This is a genomic window from Brevundimonas sp. CURTG3B2_SDJG, from assembly GCF_057364705.1.
In genome coordinates this window covers 1-2,657 of record NZ_JBNFOJ010000354.1, presented here as the reverse complement: position 1 = coordinate 2,657, position 2,657 = coordinate 1, and the positions used below count along the sequence as shown (strand labels likewise).

2 protein-coding genes and 2 pseudogenes are annotated in these 2,657 nt (G+C 70.5%); 3 read left to right on the top strand and 1 reads right to left on the bottom strand.

The window, feature by feature from the left end:
* The 3 genes and pseudogenes from argJ to AC2W7C_RS16450 form a co-directional block, all read left to right on the top strand.
* Nucleotides 1-1,240 (top strand): annotated as a pseudogene (gene argJ, locus AC2W7C_RS16460) (bifunctional glutamate N-acetyltransferase/amino-acid acetyltransferase ArgJ); the annotation flags it as partial.
* A gap of 14 nt (nt 1,241-1,254) precedes the next feature.
* Nucleotides 1,255-1,653: a (deoxy)nucleoside triphosphate pyrophosphohydrolase gene (locus AC2W7C_RS16455; RefSeq protein ID WP_486002356.1), complete on the top strand. Its 399-nt coding sequence runs from the start codon at nt 1,255-1,257 to the stop codon at nt 1,651-1,653.
* 21 nt (nt 1,654-1,674) lie between these two features.
* Nucleotides 1,675-1,854, top strand: a complete 180-nt coding sequence (locus AC2W7C_RS16450) for a Flp family type IVb pilin (RefSeq protein WP_486002355.1) — start codon at nt 1,675-1,677, stop codon at nt 1,852-1,854.
* A gap of 147 nt (nt 1,855-2,001) precedes the next feature.
* Here the strand turns inward: AC2W7C_RS16450 and AC2W7C_RS16445 are convergent.
* Nucleotides 2,002-2,657: pseudogene (locus tag AC2W7C_RS16445) on the bottom strand (methyltransferase domain-containing protein); the annotation flags it as partial.

Genomic DNA, 2,657 nt, shown 5'->3' with positions numbered 1-2,657 from the left:
CGGGCCTGCAGATCTCGCCCCTGGCCGTGCCCTTCCCGACGATCCCGCTCATCGGCGGCGTCGAGATCGCGACGCCCGCGCCGGCTTCTACAAGCACGAGCGCGACGACCTGGTGGTGTTCAGCTTCGCGCGCGGCACGACCTGCGCCGGCGTCTTCACCCGCCACAAGGTCGGCTCCGCGCCGGTGGACTGGTGCAAGCGGCACCTGGACGCCGAGGGCGGGGGAACGGACGTCCGCGCCCTGGTGGTCAACGCCGGCTGCGCCAACGCCTTCACCGGCAAGGCCGGGGCCGACGCCGCCCGCCGCACGGCCTCCGAGGTCGCCAAGCGCTTCGGCTGTCGCCAGCGCGACGTCATGCTGGCCTCGACCGGCGTGATCGGCGTGGTGCTGGACGACCGCAAGATCGCCGCGCGCCTGCACGACGTCGAGGCGGGCCTGGATCCCGACAACTGGGCCCGCGCCGGCCAGGCGATCATGACCACGGACACGTTCCCGAAGGGCTCGTACGCCGAGTGCCAGATCGAGGGCCACACCGTCCGCATCGCCGGCATCGCCAAGGGTTCGGGCATGATCGCGCCCGACATGGCGACCATGCTGGCCTTCATCGTCACCGACGCCAACATCCATCCCAACGTGCTCAGGGCGCTGCTGGGCCTGCACGTCCGCACGACCTTCAACAGCGTCACCGTCGACGGCGACACCTCCACCAACGACACCGCCCTGCTGTTCGCGACGGGAGCCTCGGGCGCGCCGCGCATCGGCCGTGTCGGCGACCGCCGCCTGAAGGATTTCTCAGCCGCCCTGGACAAGGTGATGCTGGACCTCGCCCACCAGCTGGTCCGCGATGGCGAGGGCGCGACCAAATTCGTCAAGGTCACCGTCGACGGCGCTGCGTCGCCGGCCTCCGCCCGCAAGCTGGCCAAGTCCATCGCCGACAGCCCGCTGGTCAAGACCGCGCTCGCCGGCGAGGACGCCAACTGGGGCCGGGTCGTCATGGCGGTGGGCAAGACCGAGGAACCGGTGGATCGCGACCATCTCGCCATCAAGTTCGGTCCGCACCAGGCCGCGATCGACGGCGCGCCCGCGCCGACCTACGACGAGGCGAAAATGAGCGCCTACATGAAGAACCCCGAGATCGACATCACCGTCGACGTCGGCTCGGGCCGCGCCTCGGCCACCGTGTGGACCTGCGACCTGACCAAGCGCTACGTCGAGATCAACGGCGACTACCGCTCGTGAGCGAGACGCCGGACTTGAAGACCGTCCTCGTCGTCGCCGTCGCCCTGATCGATGCGGACGGCCGCGTGCTGATCGCCCAACGGCCCGAGGGCAAGCAGTTGGCGGGCCTGTGGGAGTTCCCGGGCGGCAAGGTCGAGCCGGGCGAACGGCCCGAGGCCGCCCTGATCCGCGAGCTGAAGGAAGAGCTGGGCATCGACGTGAACGAGGCCTGCCTGGCCCCCTTCGTGTTCACCAGTCACGCTTACGATTCATTTCACCTGTTGATGCCACTGTACCTGTGCCGCCGCTGGTCGGGGGTGGTTCAGGCCCGTGAGCACGCGGCCCTGAAATGGGTGCGGCCGAACCAGCTTTCGGACTGGCCCATGCCGCCGGCCGACGAACCCCTGGTCGCCTGGCTGCGCGACCTGCTCTAGCCGCCGAGGGAGGAGGCGCCGATGAAACGTTTCGTCAGACGCTTCAACCAAGACGAGCGTGGCGCGACGGCTCTCGAGTACGGATTGATCATCGCCTTGATCTTCCTGGTCATCCTGTCGGCCCTGACCGCCTTCGCCGGCGCCGGCAGCGGCATCTTCAACGGCGCGATGAACGCGATCCGCAACGCGATGGGCGGCTAGGCGCGGGCCTTGCTTGAGCACGTCCGTCATGGCTGGGCTTGTCCGGGCCATCCATAAACACCGATCCCGACGCTCAAGTCCCTCCGGCCGAACCGGCGTCCATGGATCCCCGGCGCAAGGCCGGGGATGACGAGGACCTGGGCGGATCTAGTCCTCGCCCGTCTGCTCCTTGACCCCCAGCGCGTCGGCCAGCCGCATCTTGGCCGAGCCCCGGGGCAGCGGTTTCTGCTGGCTTTCGTGCGGGGCCCAGCCGGCCAGGTGCACGATCTCGAACGTGGCCGGGATCCGCCCGTCGGGCTCTCCGAACCGCTCGGCGTAGAGCTGCGCGGCCCGCGCGACGATCCCCCGGGTCAGCGGCCGGACCCGTCCGGCCAGGACATTGGTCTCGCCCATCGCCCTCAAGTCCCGCACCAGGGTGAACAGGTCCGGATAGCGCACCGTCAGCCGGTCGACGTCCGACACCGGCAGGGCGAAGCCGGCGCGCTGCAGCAGCGCCGCCCCGTCGAACCCATCGGCGAAGGGCGACACCCGCGCCTGGGCCCCCCCGCGCGCCTCCAGCTCGGCCTCGGTCAGCACCGCCCGCAGCTCCTTCAGCGTGCCCGCGCCCAGCAGCGTGCCGACGAACAGGCCGTCCGGCTTCAGGGCGCGCCGGATCTGGGCGAGCGCGCCCGGCAGGTCGTTGGCCCAGTGCAGGCTCATCAGGCTGATCGATCAGGTCCTGGGACTGGTCGGGCAGGTTCAGCGGTCGCCGCCTGCCCCGGCCCGCGCGCGGCGGGCGATCCGCGAGGGTCTTCACCGACCCC

Excerpts from the sequence above, each read along its gene's own strand:
- AC2W7C_RS16450 (WP_486002355.1), top strand. The coding sequence starts at position 1,675 with ATGAAACGTTTCGTCAGACGCTTCAACCAAGACGAGCGTGGCGCGACG.